This is a genomic window from Microbacterium sp. CBA3102 (assembly GCF_007954505.1).
GTDB classification, from domain to species: Bacteria; Actinomycetota; Actinomycetes; order Actinomycetales; family Microbacteriaceae; genus Microbacterium; species Microbacterium aurugineum.
The window spans coordinates 3,537,756-3,556,365 of the sequence record NZ_CP042412.1 but is presented as its reverse complement, the minus strand read 5'-3'; the positions used below and the strand labels follow the sequence as shown (position 1 = coordinate 3,556,365).

The window sequence follows — 18,610 nt, the reverse complement described above, 5'->3', positions numbered from 1 at the left end:
ACGGATGCCGTTCACTCCCAGCCACGCGCTCGTCGCGCTGCCGTTCCTGCGGACGCCCCTGGTGCCCGCGGCGATCGCGATCGGTGCGATGACCCCGGATCTTCCACTGTTCGTGCGGGGCGTCGGACTGAACTACACCTTCACCCACACGTTCGGGAACGTGCTGTGGACGGCGCTGCTCGCGTTCGTCCTGTTCCTGGTGTGGCGTGTGCTGCTGCGCCCCGCGGTACCCGAGCTCGCTCCGCTCTGGCTGGCCCGCCGACTTCCCCGTGAGTGGAGTGAGGGTGGGGCTGCCGCGGCGGGACGAGCCGTCGGGACGGGGGAGAAGCGCTCGTATCCGGTCCTTCTCGCGGTGTCGTTCCTGATCGGTGTGCTCTCACACATCGTGTGGGACCTGTTCACGCATGAGGGCCGATGGGGTGTGCAGCAGATCCCCGCTCTCGATGAGATGTGGGGCCCGCTTCCCGGGTTCAAGTGGCTTCAGCACGGATCGAGCCTGATCGGTCTCGCGATCATCGGGATCTGGGCGTTGCTCTGGCTCCGTCGTCGTGTGCCGCGGCTGGACACCGCGCAATCGATCCCGCACGGGGTCCGCCTGGCGTGGTGGGTGTCGCTGCCGGTCATCCTGGTCGGAGCCTGGGCGGTGGGTCTCGCCGTGTTCGGTCCGCTCGATGCGGAGTTCACGGTTCAGCACCTCGCCTACCGTGTGCTGCCTCCGGCGTGTGCACTCTGGGGCGTGATCACCGTGGTGCTCTGCGTCGTGCTCGCGGTGCGCGGGCGTCGTCACCAGCGGGGCTGATCCGACCCCCAGGGGTGGGGAGCGTCGAACTCGAATCCGGGCAGTGCCGGACGAGCGGTCGTGAGGCTCGTGTCTTCGAGGACGAAGCGGGTGACGTGAGGATCGACGGCGAAGCCGAGTACCGCGTTCGGCTGCCGACGTCGCGGCATCAGGAGGAGTTCTGCGGCGACCCGGCGCAGCGACGTCCGAACCACCCACGAGCCATCCGGGCGCGGGGGACGCCGTCGAAGCAGCGTCGTCACCGCGGCCGCGAGGAGATAGCCGGCGCTGTGATCGAGGGCCTGCACGGGGAGTGCTCCCGGGCGGTCGCCATCGGGTGATTCGATGAGCGCGATGCCGGACTCGGCTTGGACCAGGCTGTCGAATCCAGCCCGATCCGGATGCTCCGTGCCCCAGGCGCTGAGCTGGGCGACCACCAGCCCGGAGTGGCGGCGGGCGAGCTCCTCCGGATTCAGCCCGAGCCGATCGAGCGCGGCCGGACGGTATCCGAGGACGACGGCATCGGCCCGCTCGATCAGCTCCTCCAGTTGCGGGTCACGCGCATCCAGCACCGCGGACCGCTTGCCGTGGCCCGTGTCGAGATGCTGCCATTCCGGCTCGGGCAGCTGCGGTGGATCGATCCGCAGGACATCGGAACCGAGCAGCGCGAGCGTCCGTGTGCACACAGGGCCGGCGATCACCCTCGTCAGGTCGAGTACGCGCATTCCCTGGAGGGGGCGGTGCTCTGAACGGGCATCGGCCGATGTCGAGCGCGACAAGGGGGAGGGCGACACCGCCTCCACGCGGTTGATCTCGAGCAGCGGGCGCGCACCGAGGAGCCGGTCGGTCGCGGGGGCCTCCGCCATCACCCGAACGGCCAGGCCCCCTGCGGCCGTGATGGTGGCGACGGCCGGTGCGCTCTGTTGCTCCGCGAGCACGTCACGAACCGCCTCGGCACCTGCCCCTTCCTGCAGGCCGAGACCTGCGCGCAGGCCGGCGGCGTGATGGGGGTAGTTCCCGTGGGTGCGGATCCAGCCGTCGGAGGTTCGCCAGAACCCGGAGTACGGCGACCACACCGGCGGAGCGGCGCCGTCGACGGTGAGCACACGGTCGCTTCCGTACGCGACGGCGACCCGCGCGGGGTCGAGGGCCTCGGGTGAGCGACCGGCGGCGACCATCACGGCGCTGACACTGGCACAGGCGAGAGCGGCGGTGTCCAGCCGCGAGGAGAGCGGGACGACAGGGAGCGCCGCAGACGACCGGTCAGTGACCGCGATCCCGAGCTCGCCGAGCACACGCTCGAACAGCTCACCGCCGTCACGCGAGCTCCGACGATCGTCGTCATCCGCATGTGCGTGCGCCGTCTCGAGGAGCGGCTCATCCGGGGGCGTGGGCATGGCGTGATCGTACTCCGTAGCACCTGGCGCAGCCGAAACGTCCCCTGATCCGGTGGAAACCTGACGGGCGAGGCGTCGACACGCCCGGGCGGTGGCCCTCGATTTGCCAGAACCCGGGAACCCACGTAACTTATTACTTGTTCGCCCCACAGGGACGCGGAGGAGCCGAGAGCTTCACCCCCCTCAAGCGGAGAACGAATCCCTTCCACTCTCTCTTGAGAGATCTGGCGCTTGCGTCTAGGATAGGGAATCCACCCTTCTGCGGCTGTCAACAGCTGCGCTGCGGATCACTGATCTGCACGGCGCGCCGATTTGACAAGCGAGACGGGCTGGGTAAGATAGAGAAGTTGCCCTGCGGGCCTGGTTGTGATGACTGGGTCGTGGGAGCATCCGATCCTTGAGAACTCAACAGCGTGCACTTGTCAAATGCCAAATTATCCTCGTCTAGCTTCGGCTGGGTGAGAATTCCTTTGGATCAAAGACCAGCCCTTCCGGGGGCTGGCAATGGATGAAGTCAGCAATGAATTTGTCTCTTTGGTCAGCATCAAACTCGCTGCGTTCATCGTTTTCCCGGTGTTCGTATGCATTTCTTTTTTACGGAGAGTTTGATCCTGGCTCAGGATGAACGCTGGCGGCGTGCTTAACACATGCAAGTCGAACGGTGAACACGGAGCTTGCTCTGTGGGATCAGTGGCGAACGGGTGAGTAACACGTGAGCAACCTGCCCCTGACTCTGGGATAAGCGCTGGAAACGGCGTCTAATACTGGATATGTGACGTGATCGCATGGTCTGCGTCTGGAAAGAATTTCGGTTGGGGATGGGCTCGCGGCCTATCAGCTTGTTGGTGAGGTAATGGCTCACCAAGGCGTCGACGGGTAGCCGGCCTGAGAGGGTGACCGGCCACACTGGGACTGAGACACGGCCCAGACTCCTACGGGAGGCAGCAGTGGGAATATTGCACAATGGGCGCAAGCCTGATGCAGCAACGCCGCGTGAGGGACGACGGCCTTCGGGTTGTAAACCTCTTTTAGCAGGGAAGAAGCGAAAGTGACGGTACCTGCAGAAAAAGCGCCGGCTAACTACGTGCCAGCAGCCGCGGTAATACGTAGGGCGCAAGCGTTATCCGGAATTATTGGGCGTAAAGAGCTCGTAGGCGGTTTGTCGCGTCTGCTGTGAAATCCGGAGGCTCAACCTCCGGCCTGCAGTGGGTACGGGCAGACTAGAGTGCGGTAGGGAGATTGGAATTCCTGGTGTAGCGGTGGAATGCGCAGATATCAGGAGGAACACCGATGGCGAAGGCAGATCTCTGGGCCGTAACTGACGCTGAGGAGCGAAAGGGTGGGGAGCAAACAGGCTTAGATACCCTGGTAGTCCACCCCGTAAACGTTGGGAACTAGTTGTGGGGTCCATTCCACGGATTCCGTGACGCAGCTAACGCATTAAGTTCCCCGCCTGGGGAGTACGGCCGCAAGGCTAAAACTCAAAGGAATTGACGGGGACCCGCACAAGCGGCGGAGCATGCGGATTAATTCGATGCAACGCGAAGAACCTTACCAAGGCTTGACATATACGAGAACGGGCCAGAAATGGTCAACTCTTTGGACACTCGTAAACAGGTGGTGCATGGTTGTCGTCAGCTCGTGTCGTGAGATGTTGGGTTAAGTCCCGCAACGAGCGCAACCCTCGTTCTATGTTGCCAGCACGTAATGGTGGGAACTCATGGGATACTGCCGGGTCAACTCGGAGGAAGGTGGGGATGACGTCAAATCATCATGCCCCTTATGTCTTGGGCTTCACGCATGCTACAATGGCCGGTACAAAGGGCTGCAATACCGTGAGGTGGAGCGAATCCCAAAAAGCCGGTCCCAGTTCGGATTGAGGTCTGCAACTCGACCTCATGAAGTCGGAGTCGCTAGTAATCGCAGATCAGCAACGCTGCGGTGAATACGTTCCCGGGTCTTGTACACACCGCCCGTCAAGTCATGAAAGTCGGTAACACCTGAAGCCGGTGGCCTAACCCTTGTGGAGGGAGCCGTCGAAGGTGGGATCGGTAATTAGGACTAAGTCGTAACAAGGTAGCCGTACCGGAAGGTGCGGCTGGATCACCTCCTTTCTAAGGAGCATCTGACGCTTCGGCGTCCAGAACCCAGTTCGGGAACGTTCGTTTCTCGCTGGGAGCTCATGGGTGGAACATTTGACATGGCATCGAGATCTGATCTTGGAATGAGTACGCCGCTTGCGGTTGGAAGGTTCTGGGTGAGGGGTCGGTGCCTGCACGCTGTTGGGTCCTGAGGGACCGGATGCGCTTTGACCTTCGGGTTGGAAGCATTTGGTTACTCTGGGCCTTTCGTTGTTTCCCCGGTGGGGAAGCGGTGAGGGGTACCGCCCGTACTTTGAGAACTACACAGTGGACGCGAGCATCTTGCAGCAGCCTTCGGGTTGTTGCACAAGATGATCTTAAAGATCATTAGTCAATTTCTGATTCCATTTTCGGATGGGTCGAGTTTTTGATTCAAACTCATGTGATTTCAAGTCTTTAAGAGCAAACGGTGGATGCCTTGGCATCTGGAGCCGAAGAAGGACGTAGCAATCTGCGATAAGCCTCGGGAACTGATAAGCAAGTTTTGATCCGAGGGTGTCCGAATGGGGAAACCCCGCTGGGCGGCGTGCCGACCTAGTGACTCCCGCCTGAATATATAGGGCGGGTAGAGGGAACGTGGGAAGTGAAACATCTCAGTACCCACAGGAAGAGAAAGCAACCGCGATTCCGTTAGTAGTGGCGAGCGAAACCGGATCAGGCTAAACCTAGCGTGTGTGATAGCCGGCAGGCGTTGCACGTTGGGGTTGTGGGACTTTTCAGTCATCTCTGCCGAGGTGGCGGCGTTACAAGAAGGTATAGACGAACGGTCTTGAAAGGCCGGTCATAGAGGGTGCCAACCCGTAGTCGAAATGCTTCTCTTGGCGCGAAGAGTATCCCAAGTAGCACGGGCCCGTGAAATCCCGTGTGAATCTGTCAGGACCACCTGATAAGCCTAAATACTCCCAGATGACCGATAGCGGACAAGTACCGTGAGGGAAAGGTGAAAAGTACCCGGGAGGGGAGTGAAATAGTACCTGAAACCGTTTGCTTACAAACCGTTGGAGCCTCCTTAGTAGGGGTGACAGCGTGCCTTTTGAAGAATGAGCCTGCGAGTTAGCGATATGTGGCGAGGTTAACCCGTGTGGGGTAGCCGTAGCGAAAGCGAGTCTGAATAGGGCGATTCAGTCGCATGTCCTAGACCCGAAGCGAAGTGATCTATCCATGGCCAGGTTGAAGCACGTGTAAGAGCGTGTGGAGGACCGAACCCACTTAGGTTGAAAACTGAGGGATGAGCTGTGGATAGGGGTGAAAGGCCAATCAAACTTCGTGATAGCTGGTTCTCTCCGAAATGCATTTAGGTGCAGCGTTGCGTGTTTCTTGCCGGAGGTAGAGCTACTGGATGGCCGATGGGCCCTACAAGGTTACTGACGTCAGCCAAACTCCGAATGCCGGTAAGTGAGAGCGCAGCAGTGAGACTGTGGGGGATAAGCTTCATAGTCGAGAGGGAAACAACCCAGACCACCAACTAAGGTCCCAAAGCGCGTGCTAAGTGGGAAAGGATGTGGAGTTGCTGTGACAACCAGGAGGTTGGCTTAGAAGCAGCCACCCTTGAAAGAGTGCGTAATAGCTCACTGGTCAAGTGATTCCGCGCCGACAATGTAACGGGGCTCAAGCACGCCACCGAAGTTGTGGCATTGACATTATTGGTAGGCCTTCGTGGTCCAGCCGTGTTGATGGGTAGGAGAGCGTCGTGTGGCCAGCGAAGCGGCGGTGTAAACCAGCCGTGGAGGCTACACGAGTGAGAATGCAGGCATGAGTAGCGAATGACGTGTGAGAAACACGTCCTCCGAAAGACCAAGGGTTCCAGGGTCAAGCTAATCTTCCCTGGGTAAGTCGGGACCTAAGGCGAGGCCGACAGGCGTAGTCGATGGACAACGGGTTGATATTCCCGTACCGGCGAAGAACCGCCCAAGCTAATCCAGTAGTGCTAAGTATCTGAATCCCAGTGACTGATCCCTTCGGGGTGACGCTCTGGGCCTAGCGTACGACCCCATTCTGGTGCGGTTAGCGTATTAACAGGTGTGACGCAGGAAGGTAGCCCAAGCCAGGTGATGGTTGTCCTGGTGCAAGTGCGTAGGCCGAGTCGTAGGCAAATCCGCGATTCATTGAGGCTGAGACACGATGCGGATAAAAAGTGGGTGATCCTATGCTGCCGAGAAAAGCATCGACGCGAGGTTCTAGCTGCCCGTACCCCAAACCGACTCAGGTGGTCAGGTAGAGAATACCAAGGAGATCGAGAGAATCGTGGTTAAGGAACTCGGCAAAATGCCCCGTAACTTCGGGAGAAGGGGGGCCTTCGGCGTATAGGGATTTACTCCCGAAAGCGTTTGGAGGCCGCAGAGACTAGTGGGTAGCGACTGTTTACTAAAAACACAGGTCCGTGCCAAGTCGCAAGACGATGTATACGGACTGACGCCTGCCCGGTGCTGGAAGGTTAAGAGGACCGGTTAGCCGTAAGGCGAAGCTGAGAATTTAAGCCCCAGTAAACGGCGGTGGTAACTATAACCATCCTAAGGTAGCGAAATTCCTTGTCGGGTAAGTTCCGACCTGCACGAATGGCGTAACGACTTCCCAACTGTCTCAACCGCGAACTCGGCGAAATTGCATTACGAGTAAAGATGCTCGTTACGCGCAGCAGGACGGAAAGACCCCGTGACCTTTACTACAGCTTGGTATTGGTGTTCGGTGTGGCTTGTGTAGGATAGGTGGGAGACTTTGAAGCATGGACGCTAGTTCGTGTGGAGTCATTGTTGAAATACCACTCTGGTCACTCTGGATATCTAACTTCGAACCGTAATCCGGTTCAGGGACAGTGCCTGGTGGGTAGTTTAACTGGGGCGGTTGCCTCCCAAAAAGTAACGGAGGCGCCAAAGGTTCCCTCAACCTGGTTGGCAATCAGGTGTCGAGTGTAAGTGCACAAGGGAGCTTGACTGTGAGACTGACAGGTCGAGCAGGGACGAAAGTCGGGACTAGTGATCCGGCAGTGGCTTGTGGAAGCGCTGTCGCTCAACGGATAAAAGGTACCTCGGGGATAACAGGCTGATCTTGCCCAAGAGTCCATATCGACGGCATGGTTTGGCACCTCGATGTCGGCTCGTCGCATCCTGGGGCTGGAGTAGGTCCCAAGGGTTGGGCTGTTCGCCCATTAAAGCGGTACGCGAGCTGGGTTTAGAACGTCGTGAGACAGTTCGGTCCCTATCCGCTGCGCGCGTAGGAAATTTGAGAGGATCTGACCCTAGTACGAGAGGACCGGGTTGGACGAACCTCTGGTGTGTCAGTTGTTCCGCCAGGAGCACCGCTGATTAGCTACGTTCGGGATGGATAACCGCTGAAAGCATCTAAGCGGGAAGCCGGCCTCAAGATGAGATTTCCATACCTTCGGGTGAGAGGCTCCCAGCCAGACTACTGGGTTGATAGGCCAGATGTGGAAGTGCAGTAATGCATGCAGCTGACTGGTACTAATAAGCCGATGACTTGATAACACACCGTTTGTTGGTGCTACGCGTCCACTGAGTGGTTCTCGATGTACGGTCGAGAACCGCATAACAACAATGACTTTGTTATGTGTTTGATTGAAACATCAATAGTGTTTCGGCGGCCATAGCGTGAGGGAAACGCCCGGTTACATTCCGAACCCGGAAGCTAAGCCTCACAGCGCCGATGGTACTGCAGGGGGGACCCTGTGGGAGAGTAGGACACCGCCGGACTCCTTTTAAACAAAATGGCCACCCAACGCTGGGTGGCCATTTTGCGTTTATACGAAGAGAACAGGGATCATCATGCCGGAAGAGGAAGAGCGCCGTCCGCGTCGCAACGACGACAAGGGATCGCGCAGCAATCGCCCTTCCGGCAAAGGCTCTGATCGCAGTCGTGATGGCGCTGCCCCCCGTCGTGAGGGTGGCGGGTACAACCGCGACGGCGCCGCCCCTCGTCGTGAGGGCGGGTACAACCGTGATGGCGCTGCCCCTCGCCGCGAAGGTGGCGGGTACAACCGTGACGGTGCCGCTCCTCGTCGTGAGGGCGGGTACAACCGTGACGGTGGCGCTCCTCGTCGTGAGGGCGGGTACAACCGTGATGGCGCTGCCCCTCGTCGTGAAGGTGGCGGGTACAGCCGCGACGGCGGCGCCCCTCGTCGTGCGGGCGGGTACAACCGTGACGGTGGCGCTCCTCGTCGTAAGGGCGGGTACAACCGCGACGGCGCCGCCCCTCGTCGTGAAGGTGGCGGGTACAAGCGTGATGGTGCTGCCCCTCGTCGTGAGGGTGGCGGGTACAAGCGTGATGGTGCTGCCCCTCGTCGTGAGGGTGGCGGGTACAACCGTGATGGTGCTGCTCCTCGTCGTGAGGGCGGGTACAAGCGTGATGGCGCTGCCCCCCGTCGCGAAGGTGGCGGGTACAACCGTGATGGTGCTGCTCCTCGTCGTGAGGGCGGGTACAAGCGTGATGGCGCCGCCCCGCGCCGCGAAGGTGGCGACCGGGATCGTTCGCGCTCCTACCCGCAACGTGGGGGAGTCGGACGCGAACGTCCCGCGCAGGCGGCGAACGAGCGTCCGCGGTTCGATGAGCCGCAGATCCCGGACGACGTCACCGCTCGTGATCTCAACGGCGCGGCTCGTAATGAGCTGAAAACGCTGAGCAAGGAGAATGCCGAGCACGTCGCGCGTCACCTCGCGATGGCCTCCCGCCTCATCGACGAGGACCCTGCGCTCGCCCACCAGCATGCGCTGGCCGCATCGCGCCGTGCCGGCCGTATCGCGATCGTCCGTGAGACTCTCGGCATCACCGCCTATGCCACTGAGGACTTCGCCCTCGCACTGCGTGAGCTGCGGACCTATCGACGGATCTCGGGCAAGGACGACCAGATCGCTCTGATGGTGGACAGCGAGCGTGGCATCGGCCGGTCCGATCGTGCGCTCGAGACCGGCAGGGCCGTCGATCGTTCGACGCTGGACACGCCCGTCCGCGTCGCGTTGGCGATCGCGATGTCGGGTGCGCGCCTGGATCAGGGCGACCTTGAACTCGCCCTCGGCGAGCTGGAGATCCCGGAGCTGGATCCGGATCGTGCGTTCGAGTGGAGCCCCGCGCTGTTCGCTGCGCGCGCTGCTGTGCTCGAAGACCTCGGCCGCACCGAGGAAGCCGAGTTCTGGTCGCACCGGGCCGAGGTCGCCGCTGAAGCTCTGGGAGTCGATGAGGCCGGTGACGAAGAGATCTTCATCGAAGACAGCATGATCGAGATCGACCTCGACGAGGACGACACCGATGCGCCGGCCGAGCCTGTTCAGGCCGAGCCTGTTCAGGCCGAGCCTGCACCGGCCGAGCCCGCGCCGGTCGAACCCGAGGCTGTGGAGCCCACGGTCGAGGACGAGGTGCGCGAGCTCCTGGGCGAAGACGAGGCCGACGACACGGACCCGGAGGCGTAGTGGCGCTGTTCTCTCGCCGGCGCGCGGTCCGCACGCCTCTCGACGGGGTCGACACCGTGCTGGCTGACCTGGACGGCGTGGTCTACGCCGGACCCGGCGCGCTGCCGTTCGCGGTGGACAGCCTCAACCAGGCGGCGAAGTCCGCACGGCTCGGCTACATCACGAACAACGCGGCACGGACCGATGTCTCCGTCGCGGAGCATCTGAGCAGTCTCGGGCTCCAGGTCGAGGCCTCCGAGGTCGTGACGAGCCCGCAGGCCGCGATGCGTCTGATGGCGACGATCGTGCCGGCGCCGGCGACGATCCTGGTCGTGGGGGGTGACGGTCTCGTCGATGAGGTGCAGAAGGCCGGCTACACGGTGACGCGCAGCGCGGACGACGCGCCGAGTGCTGTGGTGCAGGGATTCGCTCCTGAGGTCGCCTGGACCGATCTGGCGGAGGCGGCGTTCGCACTCAAGCTTCCCGAAGAAGAGGGCGGCATCCCCTGGATCGCGACGAACACGGACTGGACGATTCCTCGTGAACGGGGAGTGGCTCCGGGCAACGGAACCCTCGTCTCTGCCGTCCACACAGCCATCGGTCGGCTGGCGACCGTCGCAGGCAAGCCGGAGGCGCCCATCTTCGAAGAGGCGCTCGCCCGTTTCGGTGCCGAGAAGGCGCTGTTCATCGGCGACCGCCTGGACACCGACATCATGGGGGCGAGCCGTGTCGGCATCGACTCGGCGCTGGTGCTGACGGGGATCGACCGCCCCAAGCACGTCCTCGCGGCACCGGAAGGCTCGCGTCCGACGTACATCCTCGGCGACCTCCGCGAACTGCACGAGCCTTATCCAGAGGTGACGGAGCGAGACGGTGTCTTCGTCGTGAACGGTGCCGCCGTTCGTGTCTCCGGGGCTGACGTCGAGATCGTGTCGGAGTCCGGGTCGCAGATCGATCTGCTGCGCGCCGGCGCCGCCGCCATCTGGGCGTCCGGTACCCCGGTGTTCGTCCTTCGCGTTCCCGAGCGCCTCTACGACGATCCCTTCCACCGCCCCTGAGCGATCTCGCGTGGCTCCTTCGCGCGTCGGAGGGGCCGCGTACAGTGGAACCGTGAGTGAAGAGACGACGAGCGAGCCGACCGACGGCCTGTGGAGCCGTCTGCGCCTGATCGAGGGGCAGCCGCTTCCCGTGCGCGCCGCCGCCTACGCGGCCGTGCACGATGAGCTCTCCCGCCGCCTCGAGAGCGGCGCGAAGCTCGATCCTCGGGAGACCTCGGGATCCCGATGACGCGACTCGACGCTGCCCTCGCCGCCCGAGGACTCGCCCGTTCGCGCAGCCATGCGGCGACTCTCATCGCCGAAGGCCTCGTGAGCGTCGCCGGCCGCCAGGTCGTGAAGGCCTCGACCGCCGTGGACGATGAGGCCGAGATCACGGTCGCGGGCTCCGACCACTACGTCGGCCGTGCAGCCCACAAGCTCATCGCCGGACTCGACGGGTTCGGCATCCCGGTGGCGGGACGACTCGCGCTCGACATGGGGGCGTCCACGGGAGGTTTCACGCAGGTGCTGCGCGAGCGGGGCGCCCGAACCGTGCTCGCCGTCGACGTCGGGCACGGCCAGATGGCTCCGTCCATCGCCGCCGACCCCGGGGTGATCACCGTGGAGGGCTTCAACGTCCGACACATGACGCGCGAGAATCTCGCCGAGGCCACCGGCGTCATGGAGCCCCCCGACCTCGTGGTCGGCGACCTCTCCTTCATCTCCCTCGAACTCGTGCTTCCGGCCGTCGCGGCGGTCGCGACCGCGGAGTCCGACGTCCTGCTGCTCGTGAAACCGCAGTTCGAGGTCGGACGGACGGCCGTGCGCGGGGGACTGGTCACCGACCCCGCCACCCGTGCCGATGCGGTCGCGCGCACGGTGTGGAGCGCCTGGGACGTCGGCTTGGGGATGCTCGGCATCCTTCCCTCACCACTTCTGGGAACGCACGGCAACGCGGAATATCTCGTGCACCTCGCGCCGGGGCGCGGCAGCAATCCGACAGAATGGTTGGACACCATCAATCGACTGGCAGGAGGACGATGAACGAGCGCAACATCCTGGTCGTCGCCCATGCCGGCCGGGTCGACACCGTCGACGCGGCGCGACGCGTGATCGATGCCCTGCGGGAAGCAGGAGCACGGCCGGTCCTGGCCGCCGACGACCACGAGGCCCTCACGGCGGTGGACGCCTTCTTCGCCGGCACCGATGTTCTGGGCCGCTCCGTCGATCCGGCGGACCTCGAGCTCGCGATCGTGCTGGGCGGAGACGGCACGATCCTGCGCGCGGCCGAGCTGGTCCGCGATACGGGAGCGCCCGTGCTCGGCATCAACATGGGCCATGTCGGCTTCCTCGCCGAGATCGATCGAGACGACATGGACAAGGCCGTGCGCCGGGTGATCGACCGCGACTACGAGGTCGAGGAGCGACTCGCCCTGTCGGTGCGTGTGAAGGACGCCGCCGGCACGGTCGTGTATGAGACCTGGGCACTGAACGAGGCCACCGTGGAGAAGGCCAGCCGGGAGCGGATGATCGAGGTCGTCCTGGAGATCGACGGCAGGCCGTTGTCGAGCTTCGGATGCGACGGCATGGTCATCTCCACTCCCACCGGCTCGACCGCCTACAACTTCTCGGCCGGGGGACCGGTCATCTGGCCCAGCGTCGAGGCGATCGCGGTGGTGCCGCTGTCGGCGCACGCGCTGTTCGCCAAACCGCTCGTCGTCAGCCCCGGCGCCGCGGTCGCGATCGAGATGCTCGAGCGCACCGACGGGTCGGGGATCCTCTGGTGCGACGGGCGTCGCTCCCACGATCTCCCGCCCGGCGCTCGGGTCGTCGTCCGCCGGTCGTCGCGCCCCGTGCGGCTCGCGCGTCTGCACCCCACGGCCTTCACCGACAGGCTCGTGCGCAAGTTCCAGCTGCCCGTCGAAGGATGGCGCGGCCAAACCCTGGGGACGCCGTCATGATCGAGGAGATGCGTATGCAGGGGCTCGGCGTCATCGCCGATGCGGTGCTGCCTCTGGGCCCGGGGTTCACCGCGATCACCGGAGAGACGGGCGCGGGGAAGACCATGGTCGTCACCGGACTGGGACTGCTGCTGGGCCAGCGCGCCGACTCCGGGGCTGTCAGGGCCGGTGCCGCGCAGGCGTCGGTGGCGGGTGTCTGGATCGTTCCGGAGGGCGGAGACGTCGCCGAGATCGTCGAGGAGGCCGGCGGCGAGTTGGAGCCCGCAGGAGCGGGAACCGCGGAGTTGTACGTCTCGCGCACGCTCAGCGCCGAAGGACGCAGCAGGGCGAGCGTCGGAGGCCGGGCGGCGCCCGCAGGGGTGCTCTCGTCGCTGGCGGAAGAGCTCGTCGTGGTGCACGGACAGTCCGAGCAGCTGCGTCTGCGCTCCGCCGCGGCACAGCGCGACGCGCTCGACCGCTTCGGTGGGACGCCGATCACGGACGCGCTCGCGAAGTACACGGAGTCCTTCACCCGCTGGCGGGCACTGGACTCCGAGATCTCCGAGATCACCGAGAACCGGGACCGTCGTGCCGAGGAGGCCTCCCGCCTCCGTGAAGACCTGGCACTGATCGAGGCGACCGCACCGGAGCCGGGCGAGGACCAGGAGCTCGCAGATCGGGCCGAGCGTCTCGCGAATGCCGAAGAACTTCGTGTCGCGGCATCGCTCGCGCACGGAGCGCTCTCCAACGAGGACGGCGAACCTGACGCCTCCGCCCTCGTCGCGGAGGCCCGTCGCGTGATCGAGCGTGCGTCCGACGCCAAGCTGACCGAGATCGGGGAGAGCCTCGCGGACATCGGCTACCGGATCGCGGACGCTGCGGGACTCCTGTCCGCCTATCTCGCGGATCTCGACGAGTCCGGCCCTCATGAACTCGCCGCCGTGGAAGAACGTCGCGCGGCGCTGGGTACCCTCGTGCGCGCTCACGGCTCCCTCGACGAGGCGTTGGCGCTCTGGCAGACGGGCTCCACGCGGCTCGCGGAACTCGATGACGACGGCGACCGCCTCGAGCGGCTCATCGCTGAGCGCGATGCGGCACGAGCCGAGCTGGACGCCGACGCGGCGACGCTGACGGCGACACGTACCGATGCCGCCGTCCGCCTCGGCGAGGCGGTGACTGCAGAGCTCCACGCCCTCGCGATGCCCGATGCGCGACTCGAGGTCGCGGTCTCCGAGGGCGCGGAGAGCACCCACGGTCGCGATGACGTCGCGATCCTCCTCGCTCCGCATCCGGGCGCCGAGCCGCGATCGGTCTCGAAGGGGGCCTCCGGTGGCGAGTTGTCCCGGGTCATGCTGGCCATCGAGGTCGTCATCGCCGCGACCGACCCCGTGCCGACCTTCGTCTTCGACGAGGTCGATGCGGGCATCGGAGGCGCCGCCGCGATCGAGGTCGGACGGCGACTCGCCCGACTCGCCGAGAAGTCGCAGGTCATCGCCGTCACCCACCTCGCGCAGGTCGCGGCCTTCGCGAACAACCACCTCTCCGTCGTCAAAGCCAATGACGGCGCGGTCACCGCCTCCAGCGTCCGGCGTCTGGAAGGCGGTGAGCGAGAAGCGGAGATGGCCCGACTGCTCTCGGGACTCGCCGATTCCGACGCTGCTCTCACCCACGCGCGCGAACTTCTCAGCCTCCGCGCCCCCGCCGCCTGATAGGATCGAAGCCCGTGATGAACTCTTCTTCCGCGGGACCCAAGAACGACACGACCAAGCACATCTTCGTGACTGGTGGTGTCGTTTCGTCTTTGGGCAAGGGACTGACGGCGGCCAGTCTCGGCAACCTCCTCACCGCCCGCGGTCTGCGCGTCGTGATGCAGAAGCTCGACCCGTACCTGAACGTCGATCCCGGCACGATGAATCCGTTCCAGCACGGTGAGGTCTTCGTCACGGACGACGGCGCGGAGACCGATCTCGACATCGGTCACTACGAGCGCTTCCTCGACATCAATCTGTCCGAGGCCGCCAACGTGACGACCGGCCAGATCTACTCGCAGGTGATCGCGCGCGAGCGTCGCGGCGAGTACCTCGGCGACACCGTGCAGGTCATCCCGCACATCACCGACGAGATCAAGCGTCGCATGCGTCTGCAGGCGAGCGAGGACCCGCGTCCCGATGTGATCATCACCGAGGTCGGTGGCACGGTCGGAGACATCGAGTCGCAGCCGTTCCTCGAGTCCGCGCGCCAGCTCCGTCACGAGCTCGGACGGGACAGCGTGTTCTTCGTCCACGTCTCGCTGGTGCCGTTCATGGGCGCCTCGGGGGAGCAGAAGACCAAGCCCACCCAGCACTCCGTCGCGGCTCTCCGTCAGGTGGGTATCCAGCCCGACGCGCTCGTGCTCCGCAGCGACCGTCCGGTGAGCGCGAGCAACCGGAACAAGATCGCCCTCATGTGCGATGTCGACGTCGAAGGCGTCATCAACACGGTCGACCTGCCGAGCATCTACGACATCCCCTCCACGCTGAACGAGCAGGGCCTCGATTCGTACATCGTGCATCGGCTCGGTCTCGACCAGAAGGCGGCCGACGTCGACTGGACCCGCTGGAACAAGGTGCTGCACGCCGTGCACAACCCCAAGCACGAAGTGACGATCGGCCTGGTCGGCAAGTACATCGATCTTCCCGACGCCTACCTGTCGGTGACCGAAGCGCTCAAGGCGGGTGGCTTCGCACAGGAGACCAAGGTGAACATCCGCTGGATCCCCTCGGATCTGTGCGAGACGCCGGAGGGTGCCCAGGAGCAGCTGGCCGAGCTCGACGGCATCTGCGTGCCCGGCGGCTTCGGCATCCGCGGCATCGAGGGCAAGCTCGGTGCGCTCAAGTTCGCACGAGAGCAGGGCATCCCGACCCTCGGGCTGTGCTTGGGCCTGCAGTGCATGGTCATCGAGTACGCGCGGGACGTGGCCGGCATCGCGGGCGCGTCTTCCAGTGAGTTCGACCCGGAGACCGCCGAGCCCGTGATCGCGACGATGGCGGAGCAGGTGGACATCCTCGACGGCGGCGACCTCGGCGGCACCATGCGTCTCGGCCTGTACCAGGCGGCACTCGCCGAGGGATCCCTCGCGCGCGAGCTGTACGGGGCTCCGGAGGCCGCGGAACGGCACCGTCACCGCTACGAGGTCAACAACTCCTACCGTGATCGTCTCACCGACGCCGGTCTGGTGTTCTCCGGGCTCAACCCGGAACTCGACCTGGTCGAGTACGTCGAGCTGCCGCGTGACGTGCACCCGTACTACATCGCCACGCAGGCGCACCCGGAGCTGCGTTCGCGTCCGACCGCCCCGCACCCGCTGTTCCGCGGGCTCGTCGGCGCCGCGATCGAGCGTCACCGCGCGAGCGAGCTGTTCGACGTCAGTGCCGATGACTGAGTCGGCGGAGTACCTCCGCGACGAGCCTTTCGAGCCGGAGGTCCTCCAGAGCGACCGCGTCTACAAGGGCTGGGTCTGGGACGTCCGCTCCGACCGGGTGCGCTACGGCGACGGGGAGATCGTGCGCGAGTATGTCGCGCACACCGGCGCCGTGGCGATCCTCGCGCTCGACGACGAGGACCGCGTGCTGCTGATCCAGCAGTACCGCCACCCGATCCGTCACCGCGACTGGGAGCTGCCCGCCGGTCTGCTCGACGTGGACGGAGAGGCGCCGCTCGACGCCGCCCGTCGTGAGCTCGCCGAGGAGGCTGACCTCGTCGCCGCGCACTGGGAGCCGCTGGTCTCCTCGTGGACCACCCCGGGTGGCAACAACGAGATGATCCACATCTTCTTGGCCACCGGAGTCGCCGCGGCGTCTTCGGCACACGATCGGGAGGACGAAGAGGCGGACATCCGCGTCGAGTGGGTGCCGTTGGCGGACGCGGTGGACGCCGTCCTCGGCGGACGGATGCACAACGGCATCCTCTCGATCGGTGTGCTGGCTGCGGCGCAGAGGCTGCGCGACCGGGGCTGACGCATGCTGCTGGAGCGCGCTCTCGACGCCTACCTGCGTCACGTCACGATCGAGCGCGGTCTGAGCGAGCACACGATCGCGGCCTACCGGCGTGACCTCGGTGGGTACTGCGAGTGGCTGGCCGGGGAGGGGATCGCCGACACGTCGGAGGTGACGCCGGCCGTGATCGACCGCTTCATCACGGAGCGTGCGTCGGCAGACCCTGCTCCGGCCTCCACCTCGCTGGCGCGCCTGCAGTCGTCCGTGCGGGGCTGGCACCGGTTCCTGGCCCGTGAGGGCATCGAGGTCGACGATCCGAGCGGGAGACTGCGTCCGCCCAAGGCTCCTCGTCGGCTCCCCAAAGCGCTGACGATCGACCAGGTCGAGAGACTGCTCGCCGCCCCGTCGCCCGAGGACCCGATCGGGGTGCGGGATCGCGCTCTCCTGGAGCTCCTCTATGCCACCGGCGCCCGCGTCTCGGAGGCGACCGGGCTCGACGTCGACGACCTCGCCCACGGCGATGTGCTGCGGCTGCGCGGGAAGGGCTCGAAGGAGCGCATCGTGCCGATCGGCTCCTATGCACGAGAAGCGGTCGACGCCTATCTCACGAGGGTGCGGCCGGCGCTCGCGGCGAAAGGACGGGCATCGGCGCGGCTGTTCCTCGGCGCCCGTGGCGCGCCCCTGTCGAGACAGAGCGCCTGGCTGGTGATCCGCGCGGCGGCGGAGAAGGCGCAGATCACGTCGGAGGTGTCGCCGCACACCCTGCGTCACTCGTTCGCCACACACCTGCTGCAGGGGGGAGCCGACGTCCGTGTCGTGCAGGAGCTGCTCGGACATTCCTCGGTCGCGACGACCCAGATCTACACCCACGTCTCTGTCGATACGTTGCGTGACATCTACGCGACCTCGCATCCCCGCGCCCGCTGACACCGCCCATCCGGGAGAGCCCCCTGCCGCGTGCCGAGGCGGCTGCGGAACGGGCCGCCCGGTACAATCGACCAAGCACGAACGGAGCAGGAGAATCGGTGGCTGAGAAAGTGGCGAAGTCCAGGGCGAAGGCGCAGAAGGCCGACGAGACCCCCATGGGACCCACGGGCCGTCCGTATCACGGGTTCCCGACCCCCGAACCGTTGAAGTCCCACGGGCCCGCGCGCATCATCGCGCTGTGCAACCAGAAGGGCGGCGTCGGCAAGACGACCACGTCCATCAACCTGGCTGCGGCGCTCGCCGAGTACGGCCGCAAGGTGCTCGCGGTCGACTTCGACCCGCAGGGCGCCCTGTCCGCCGGGCTCGGCATCCCGACCCACGACGTGCCGACGATCTACGACCTCCTGCTCGACACCAAGCGCGACGCCCACGATGCGATCGTGAAGTCGAGCGTCGAAGGTCTCGACGTCATGCCGGCGAACATCGATCTGTCGGCCGCCGAGGTGCACCTGGTCAACGAGGTCGCACGGGAGACGATCCTCGCCCGGGTGCTGCGCCAGGTCGCGGGGGAGTACGACGTCATCCTCGTCGACTGCCAGCCCTCCCTCGGGATCCTCACGGTCAACGCGCTGACGGCGGCGCACGGTGTGATCATCCCGCTCGAATGCGAGTTCTTCGCGCTGCGCGGCGTGGCCCTGCTCATCGAGACGATCGACAAGGTCCGCGACAGGTTGAATCCGTCCATCACGATGGACGGCCTGCTGGCCACAATGTACGACCCGCGCACCCTGCACTCGCGCGAGGTGCTCGAGCGTGTCGTCGAAGCATTCGGTGACGACGTGCTCGAGACCGTGATCGGCCGCACCGTGAAGTTCCCCGACGCCTCGGTGTCGGGGGTGCCCATCACCGAGTTCGCCCCCGAGCACGCGGCCGCTCAGGCATACCTGCGGCTGGCGCGGGAGCTGGTCGCCCGTGGCGCTGTCGCCTAGCGGAGAGTCCGTCGACCCTTCGGCCATCGAG

13 protein-coding genes and 3 rRNA genes are annotated in these 18,610 nt (G+C 64.8%); 15 read left to right on the top strand and 1 reads right to left on the bottom strand.

Annotated elements, in window-relative coordinates:
* Window positions 1-4: 4 nt before the first annotated feature.
* Complete coding sequence (locus FGL91_RS17120; protein WP_153244451.1) at window positions 5-799, top strand: DUF4184 family protein; 795 nt, start codon at window positions 5-7, stop codon at window positions 797-799.
* Here the strand turns inward: FGL91_RS17120 and FGL91_RS17115 are convergent.
* Window positions 784-2,175, bottom strand: coding sequence for a CoA transferase (locus FGL91_RS17115; RefSeq protein WP_153244450.1), 1,392 nt, complete (start codon window positions 2,173-2,175; stop codon window positions 784-786). The two genes, FGL91_RS17120 and FGL91_RS17115, sit on opposite strands and share 16 nt — an antisense overlap.
* Window positions 2,176-2,768: 593 nt before the next feature.
* Here FGL91_RS17115 and FGL91_RS17110 point away from each other — a divergent pair.
* The 14 genes from FGL91_RS17110 (at window position 2,769) to FGL91_RS17050 (ending at window position 18,579) form a co-directional block, all read left to right on the top strand.
* Window positions 2,769-4,289 (top strand): 16S ribosomal RNA (locus FGL91_RS17110).
* 413 nt (window positions 4,290-4,702) lie between these two features.
* Window positions 4,703-7,798, top strand: a 23S ribosomal RNA gene (locus FGL91_RS17105).
* A 108-nt stretch (window positions 7,799-7,906) separates the two neighbouring features.
* Window positions 7,907-8,023 (top strand): 5S ribosomal RNA (rrf, locus tag FGL91_RS17100).
* The 16S, 23S and 5S rRNA genes sit together here, the layout of an rRNA operon.
* A gap of 166 nt (window positions 8,024-8,189) precedes the next feature.
* Window positions 8,190-8,939: a hypothetical protein gene (locus FGL91_RS17095; RefSeq protein ID WP_153244449.1), complete on the top strand. Its 750-nt coding sequence runs from the start codon at window positions 8,190-8,192 to the stop codon at window positions 8,937-8,939.
* 47 nt (window positions 8,940-8,986) lie between these two features.
* Window positions 8,987-9,733 (top strand): hypothetical protein, encoded by a 747-nt coding sequence (locus tag FGL91_RS17090; RefSeq protein ID WP_153244448.1) that lies wholly within the window; start codon window positions 8,987-8,989, stop codon window positions 9,731-9,733.
* Window positions 9,733-10,770, top strand: a complete 1,038-nt coding sequence (locus tag FGL91_RS17085; RefSeq protein ID WP_153244447.1) for an HAD-IIA family hydrolase — start codon at window positions 9,733-9,735, stop codon at window positions 10,768-10,770. Before FGL91_RS17090 ends, FGL91_RS17085 begins: the two co-directional genes overlap by 1 nt.
* A gap of 52 nt (window positions 10,771-10,822) precedes the next feature.
* On the top strand, window positions 10,823-10,999 hold the full coding sequence (locus tag FGL91_RS18980; RefSeq protein ID WP_165875382.1) for a hypothetical protein: 177 nt from the start codon (window positions 10,823-10,825) through the stop codon (window positions 10,997-10,999).
* Entirely contained in the window at window positions 10,996-11,793 is a 798-nt protein-coding gene (locus FGL91_RS17080) for a TlyA family RNA methyltransferase (RefSeq protein WP_153244446.1), read from the top strand. The genes FGL91_RS18980 and FGL91_RS17080 overlap by 4 nt, the downstream gene beginning before the upstream one ends.
* On the top strand, window positions 11,790-12,710 hold the full coding sequence (locus FGL91_RS17075; protein ID WP_047521820.1) for an NAD kinase: 921 nt from the start codon (window positions 11,790-11,792) through the stop codon (window positions 12,708-12,710). Before FGL91_RS17080 ends, FGL91_RS17075 begins: the two co-directional genes overlap by 4 nt.
* Window positions 12,707-14,398 (top strand): DNA repair protein RecN, encoded by a 1,692-nt coding sequence (recN, locus tag FGL91_RS17070; RefSeq protein ID WP_153244445.1) that lies wholly within the window; start codon window positions 12,707-12,709, stop codon window positions 14,396-14,398. The genes FGL91_RS17075 and recN overlap by 4 nt, the downstream gene beginning before the upstream one ends.
* Before the next feature lie 17 nt (window positions 14,399-14,415).
* A complete protein-coding gene (locus FGL91_RS17065) occupies window positions 14,416-16,110 on the top strand; it encodes a CTP synthase (RefSeq protein ID WP_153244444.1) in 1,695 nt (564 codons plus the stop codon).
* Window positions 16,103-16,684 (top strand): NUDIX domain-containing protein, encoded by a 582-nt coding sequence (locus FGL91_RS17060; protein WP_134351627.1) that lies wholly within the window; start codon window positions 16,103-16,105, stop codon window positions 16,682-16,684. The genes FGL91_RS17065 and FGL91_RS17060 overlap by 8 nt, the downstream gene beginning before the upstream one ends.
* A 3-nt stretch (window positions 16,685-16,687) precedes the next feature.
* Entirely contained in the window at window positions 16,688-17,590 is a 903-nt protein-coding gene (xerD, locus tag FGL91_RS17055) for a site-specific tyrosine recombinase XerD (RefSeq protein WP_047521825.1), read from the top strand.
* 155 nt (window positions 17,591-17,745) lie between these two features.
* A complete protein-coding gene (locus FGL91_RS17050) occupies window positions 17,746-18,579 on the top strand; it encodes a ParA family protein (RefSeq protein WP_194239375.1) in 834 nt (277 codons plus the stop codon).
* Window positions 18,580-18,610 lie beyond the last annotated feature (31 nt).